The 6661-nt window shown below is 68.1% G+C and carries 6 protein-coding genes; all 6 read right to left on the reverse strand.

Annotated elements, in window-relative coordinates; translation table 11 throughout:
• Positions 1-32: 32 nt before the first annotated feature.
• Positions 33-980, reverse strand: a complete 948-nt coding sequence (locus ACWGIU_RS25495; protein ID WP_453709458.1) for an FHA domain-containing protein — start codon at positions 978-980, stop codon at positions 33-35.
• Between the two features lie 82 nt (positions 981-1062).
• Positions 1063-2007 (reverse strand): DUF881 domain-containing protein, encoded by a 945-nt coding sequence (locus ACWGIU_RS25500; RefSeq protein ID WP_453709450.1) that lies wholly within the window; start codon positions 2005-2007, stop codon positions 1063-1065.
• Between the two features lie 5 nt (positions 2008-2012).
• The gene (locus ACWGIU_RS25505) at positions 2013-2345 is read right to left on the reverse strand and encodes a small basic family protein (RefSeq protein WP_030010496.1); all 333 of its coding nucleotides are present in this window, start codon (positions 2343-2345) and stop codon (positions 2013-2015) included.
• Positions 2342-3250, reverse strand: a complete 909-nt coding sequence (locus ACWGIU_RS25510) for a DUF881 domain-containing protein (protein ID WP_453709452.1) — start codon at positions 3248-3250, stop codon at positions 2342-2344. The genes ACWGIU_RS25505 and ACWGIU_RS25510 overlap by 4 nt, the downstream gene beginning before the upstream one ends.
• Before the next feature lie 110 nt (positions 3251-3360).
• Positions 3361-5856 (reverse strand): sugar phosphate nucleotidyltransferase, encoded by a 2496-nt coding sequence (locus tag ACWGIU_RS25515; protein ID WP_453709454.1) that lies wholly within the window; start codon positions 5854-5856, stop codon positions 3361-3363.
• 100 nt (positions 5857-5956) lie between these two features.
• Positions 5957-6547: a CDP-alcohol phosphatidyltransferase family protein gene (locus tag ACWGIU_RS25520; RefSeq protein ID WP_453709456.1), complete on the reverse strand. Its 591-nt coding sequence runs from the start codon at positions 6545-6547 to the stop codon at positions 5957-5959.
• Between the last annotated feature and the right edge of the window lie 114 nt (positions 6548-6661).

The following is a 6661-nucleotide window of genomic DNA, read 5'->3' on the forward strand; positions in this document are numbered from 1 at the left end:
GGGTACGCAGCATGGAACCTTCCCTAAACGGGTCAGATGCCCCGCAGGCTCGCGTAGAAGACCAGCCGGTACTTGCCGATCTGCACCTCGTCGCCGTTCTGCAGAGCGACGGAGTCGATCGGTTCACGGTTCACGTACGTGCCGTTGAGGCTGCCGACATCGGCGACGGTGAAGCCGCCCTCCTGGCTCCGGCGGAATTCGACATGGCGCCGGGAGACGGTGACGTCGTCCAGGAAGATGTCGCTCTGCGGGTGGCGGCCGGCCGTGGTCAGCTCACCGTCCAGCAGGAAACGACTCCCGGAGTTGGGACCGCGCCGCACGATGAGCAGAGCGGAACCGGGGGGCAGCGCTTCCACCGCGGCCTGCGCCTCGGGGGACAGCGAGGAGGACGACACGTGCGGTTGTCCCGACACCTCGGCCTCGTAGGCCTCGAGGCCGGAGATCGAGATCGTGGACGTGGTCTCCGAGGCACGCTCCGGCGTCAGACCCGCCCGCAGCGGCGCACCGCAGTTCGAGCAGAACCGACTGGCCGCATCGCTGCGGTGTCCGCACCTGCTGCAAATCTGCTCGGCCGACATCGACGGCTCCTCGCGCCGCGGGTACCCCGCGGATGCATTGGTGGCATACGGGTCGGGGGGGAACCCTCCACCCGCACTTGAGGTTGATGGTTCACCGAAACCTATGCGTCCGGTACCAGCAGGGTCAACAGACGACGCGCCGGAGGCACCCGGAACATCGCCCGCACCGGCGACTTCGTCGCGGAAGAGCGGCCGGCCGCCCTGCCCTTCCACGTCCCCGTGCCCGGCGCGGTGCCGTGCCGCGCCGCCTTCCTCGCGGTTCTTCTTGCCGAACAACTTCTCAAACAACTTCACGGGCGATTCCCCTTGACCGAAATAGACCCGCCCGTGGGGCAGGACGAACTCCGAATGCAGACACCTGCCGACCCGGACATTCTCACAACGTCCGTAACCACCAGACAGTTTCCACCACGCACCGCGACTTCGGTGCGCCGACCCCCCGCAGGCATCCGCCCGCGTGAGCCGCTCCACTCTTCACTCCACATCATCCCGATGACGACCGAGCGTAGTCAGGCTGCTTCGCAGCCCGCAAGGCATCCACAACGATCTTCGCCGACCGTGTGACGGCAACGGTGGCCTGCTCCTTCTCCAGCGTCTGGACGACACCGCCGGGGATGTTCAGCGCGGGCTCCAGGTCCTGGGGCTTGCCGATCACCTTGAACTCATAAGGTTGTGTGATCTTCTTACCGTCGATGGCGACCCCGCCGTCCTCGTCCGAGAAGTACGAGCTTGCCACGATGCGCACCCCGTTGATCTGGATCGCCTCGGCCCCGGCCGCCCGCAACTCCTGCAGCGTGTCCAGCAGCTGGTCGGACTGCACCTGACCCGTGGGATCCGTGATCTTCAGCGTGATGCCCGGCCCCTGGGCTGCCACCGTACCGGCCAGGATGCCCAGTTGGCGTTCCTTCTCGACGGTCTGCCTGCGGGCCTCCTCGGCCTGGTTGGAGCTGCTCTCCAGCTCCTTGCGCTGGTCCTCCAGACGCTGCTTCTCGTCCTCCAGGCGCTTGGTCCGCCCGTCGAGCTCGTCGAGGATCCGTACGAGGTCCTCCTGGCGGGCTCCGCGCAGCGCGCTGGAGTCGCTGTTGGACCGGACCTGGATCGCCAGACCGAGCCCCAGAACGAACAGCAGCAGCGCCACGATCAGTTGGGCCCGGCTCACCCGCGGCGGCCACAGCCCGGCCGCGAGCCGCTGCCGACCGGTCTCCTCGGCCTGCACCGGCTCCTCCTCGGACGGCTCCGAGGGCTTCGGCACCTGCGGGGGCTGCACGGGCTCCGGAGACTGCGGGGGCTGCGGGGTCTGCTGGGGCTCAGGAGACTTCGGCGGTTCGGGAGACTTCGGGGACTGCGGCGGCTGGGGCTCAGGAGACTTCGGGGGCTCCGGGGGCCGGCCCGAGCCCCCCGGCTCCTCGGGGTTGTCGTTCGTACTCATCGGCCTCACGCCCGGAACACGTGCCGGCGGATGGCCGCGGCGTTGGAGAAGATGCGGATGCCGAGGACCACGACCACACCCGTGGACAGCTGCGAACCGACCCCGAGCTTGTCACCGAGGAAGACGATCAGCGCGGCCACGACCACGTTCGACAGGAACGACACCACGAAGACCTTGTCCACGAAGATGCCGTCCAGCATCGCGCGCAGGCCGCCGAACACGGCGTCCAGCGCCGCCACGACGGCGATCGGCAGATATGGCTCCACCACGGCCGGCACTTCGGGCCGGACCAGAAGTCCGGCCACCACTCCGGCCAAGAGGCCCAGTACCGCGATCACGATGCACCCTTCTGCTGCTCTGCCGGTGTAGCTGTACGTACGGTCAGACTCGACGCGGCCGGCAGTCGCAGGTCGTCCGCCGGGGACAGGGCGGATCGGATCCCGTAGCTCTCCTGCAGCACGTGCAGGTACTGTCCGTCCGCCGAGTCCTGGAAGGCCGTGCCGAGCCGCTTCTTGTCCCCCACCGCGAACACTTCGTACGGCGGCACCAGCGGCCTGTTGTCGACCAGTATCGCGTCACCCGCGGCCCTGATCGCCGACAGTTCGGTCAGCCGCTGCCCGTTGATGGAGATGGCCTCCGCCCCGGACTGCCACAGCCCGTTGATGATCTTCTGCATGTCCCGGTCACGGAGGCGGCCGGTGTCGGAGAAGCCCGAGCTCTCGCGCGGCTTGCCACCGCCGCCCGACGAAGCGCCCTTCGCGTCGTCCACCACCAGCTTGATCCCCGGCCCGCGGACCTCGGTGGCACCCGCCAGCAGGGCCACGAGCTCACCCTGGCCCCCTCCGGGCTGCTTCAGCGCCGCTCGCTGGCGGGCCGCGACATCGGTCCTGAGGCGGTCGATGTCACGCTCCAGGCCGTGCGTGCGGTCGTCCGCCCGCTCCACCCGCTCGATCAGTTCCTGACGCTCCTTGGCCAGCACCGGCGCGGCTATCCGTGCCTCGGCCGCGCCGAGCGTGACGACCATGGCGGTGACGACGAGCCCGGCGGCGAGCCCCAGCTTGGCCTTCAGGGTGCGGGGCAGGCCCGCCGTACCCTCCGCCTCGCGCCGGGCCGCAGCCTCCGCATAGCCCTCGTCGAGGCTGTGGTCCATCACGTGCGTCAGCAGCGACATGGAGGCGTCCGGGCGCGCGGGGGCAGGAGACGCCGGAGTCCGATGGTGGGGCGGCTGCGACATGCCGCACATCGTCGCATGTCGGCGGCGCAGTCACCCAATGCGTCCGTCCGGTGGGCCGGGCCGGCACTCCCCGCACCCGGCCACCGGACTTCCGCCCTACCTCATCGCCCGCCCGGCACTCAGTGCCCGGCGCCCTCCACCACGGCCGCCCATTCGTCGAGCAGGGCCTGCGCGGTGCCGTCGTCGGGGCCCTCGGCCCACAGGTGGGTGACCGCTTCCGCCGGGTCCGGCAGGACCAGTGCCCAGCGTCCGTCGGCCTCGACCACCCGCACCCCGTCGGTGGTGTCCACCTGCCGGTCGCCGGCCGCCTCCACGACCCGCCGCATCACGAGCCCCTTCACCGCCCATGGCGTCGCCACGTCGCGCCTGAGCACGTGGGCCCGCGGAATCCGGGCATCGATCTGGCTCAGCGTGAGCTGCGTACGCGCCACCAGCCCGAGCAGCTGTACGAAGGCGGCCGAACCGTCGAAGACGCTGCCGAACTCCGGAACGATGAAGCCGCCCTGGCCGTCCCCGCCGAAGATGGTGTTCTCCGCCCGGCCCACCCTGGTCAGGTCGTCGGGCGAGGTCGTCGTCCACTCGACCTGGGTCCCGTGGTAGGCCGCCACCTGCTCGGCCACCCGCGTCGTGGTCACCGGCAGAGCGACCTTGCCGCTGCGCTTCTCCGCGGCCACGAGGTCGAGCATCACCAGCAGCGCCCGGTCGTCCTCGATGATCCGCCCGCGCTCGTCCACCAGGGAGATCCGCTCGCCCACCGGGTCGAAGCGCACCCCGAAGGCGGCCCTCGCCGAGGCCACGATCTCTCCCAGCCGCACCAGCCCGGCCCGCCGGGAATCCCTGGTCTCCGTCGGCCGGGATTCGTCGAGCCCTGGATTGATCGTGAGAGCGTCCACACCGAGCCGGCCCAGCAAGCTGGGCAGAACCAGCCCTGCGCTTCCGTTCGAGGCGTCGACGACCACCTTGAGCCCGGCATCGGCGATGCCTGTGGTGTCCACCCGCCGCAGCAGCGAGCCGGTGTAGGCGTCGAAGACACTGCCCGGGAACTGCAGGTCTCCGATCTCCCCGGGGAACGCCCGCCGGTACTCCTGGCGCGCATAGACGCGGTCCAGCTTGCGCTGTCCCTGGAGCGAGAGGTCCGCTCCCCGCTCGTCGAGGAACATGATGTCCACGGAGTCCGGCACACCCGGCGAGGTCCGCAGGACGATCCCGCCGGCGCTGCCGCGCGCGGTCTGCTGCCGGGCCACGGGCAGCGGTACGTTCTCCAGGTCCCGTACATTTATGGCGCTGGCCTGGAGCGCGGAGATCACGGCCCGTTTGAGCGCCCTCGCGCCTCGCGAATGGTCACGTGCCGTGGTGACGATCGCCCCCTTCTTCAGGGTCGTGGCGTACGCACCGGCGAGCCGGACCACCACCTCGGGAGTGATCTCCACGTTCAGGATCCCGGAGACCCCACGGGCGCCGAACAGGTGCGCCTGACCGCGGGACTCCCAGATCACCGATGTGTTGACGAAGGCACCGGCCTCGATGGTCTTGAACGGGTAGACCCGCACATTGCCCTGGACGATCGATTCTTCACCGACGAGGCACTCGTCACCGATGACGGCCCCGTCCTCGATCCGCGCGGCACGCATGATGTCGGTGTTCTTCCCGATCACGCAGCCGCGGAGATTGCTGTGGGGCCCGATGTACACGTTGTCGTGAACGACGGCCCGGTGCAGGAACGCCCCGCTCTTGACAACGACGTTCGACCCGATGACGGTGTGCTCGCGGATCTCTGCACCGGCCTCGACCTTGGCGTAGTCGCCGATGTACACCGGGCCGCGCAGCACCGCGTCGGGGCTCACCTCCGCCCCTTCGGCGATCCACACCCCGGGCGAGATCTCGAAGCCGTCCATCTCGATCTGGACCTTGCCCTCGAGCACGTCGGCCTGCGCCTTGACGTAGCTCTCGTGCGTGCCGACGTCCTCCCAGTAGCCCTCGGCGACATAGCCGTAGATGGGCCGGCCTTCCTTCATCAGCTGGGGGAAGACATCGCCGGACCAGTCGACGGACACATCCGGGTCCACGTAATCGAAGACCTCGGGTTCCATGACGTAGATACCTGTGTTGACGGTGTCCGAGAACACCTGTCCCCAGGTCGGCTTCTCCAGGAACCGCTCGACCTTGCCCTGCTCGTCCACGATCGTGATACCGAATTCCAGCGGGTTCGGCACCCGGGTCAGGCACACCGTGACGAGGGCGCCCTTCTCCTTGTGGAAGCGGATCAGATCGGTGAGGTCGAAGTCGGTGAGCGCATCGCCGGAAATGACGACGAAGGCATCGTCCTTCAGAGCCTCCTCGGCATTCTTCACGCTGCCGGCAGTGCCGAGTGGCTTCTCCTCGTGGGCATAGGTGAGCTCCATTCCGAGCTCTTCGCCATCCCCGAAATAGTTCTTGACGAGTGACGCCAGGAACTGCACGGTGACAACGGTCTCGCTGAGCCCATGCCGCTTGAGCAGCCTGAGCACATGCTCCATGATCGGCCGGTTGGCCACCGGCAGGAGCGGCTTGGGCATGCTCGAAGTCATGGGGCGAAGACGCGTGCCCTCGCCACCGGCCATCACGACGGCCTTCATGTCGGAAGAGTCCTCCTTGGGAGACGACAGTCGTGCCGACCCTCACCCGTCTCGGTCGGGGACTTCGCAACTCCTCCGCGTCATCCGGCGCCGGGCGGGCTCAATCGGCCGTGGAGCCAGCCTTCACCAGACGGCGGACTTGAACCACGTAAAGGATTCCTGCCCACCAATAGAGGGTTGTACCCCATACGGCGAACGCCCATCCGAAAACTGCCGCCAACCAGGCCAACCAGCCGCTTCCGTCACTGAGCAGGAGCAAGGGAAACGCGTACATCAGGTTGAAGGTGGCGGCCTTGCCGAGGAAGTTGACCTGCGGCGGCGGATATCCGTGACGGCGCAGGATCCACACCATGACCAGCAACATCAGCTCGCGCGCGAGCAACGCTCCGGTGAGCCACAACGGCAGAAGCTCGCGATAAGTCAGACCGAAGAGCGTCGACAGGATGTAGAGCCGGTCGGCGGCAGGATCGAGCAGCCGGCCGAGCTTGCTGATCTGATTCCAGCGCCGCGCGAGCTTCCCGTCGAGGTAGTCGCTGATCCCGCTGAGCATGAGGACGGCAAGGGCCCACCCGTCGTACTCAGCGAGGATCAGCCACAAGAACAGGGGCACGCCGGCCAGGCGCGCCATGCTCAGGATGTTCGGAATGGTGAAAATTCGGTCAGTCTGAACCCGAGTCTCCTGGACCTCCACCCGGGGGCCTCCACTGTGACTGTAGAAATCGGTCGTTCGATGCCCCCTGACCCTACAGGAGGCAGCACACGTGTCCTGAACGCAGAAAAGCCCCGCACCGGACCCGTAAAGGGG

Source organism: Streptomyces sp. NPDC054840 (genome assembly GCF_053611065.1).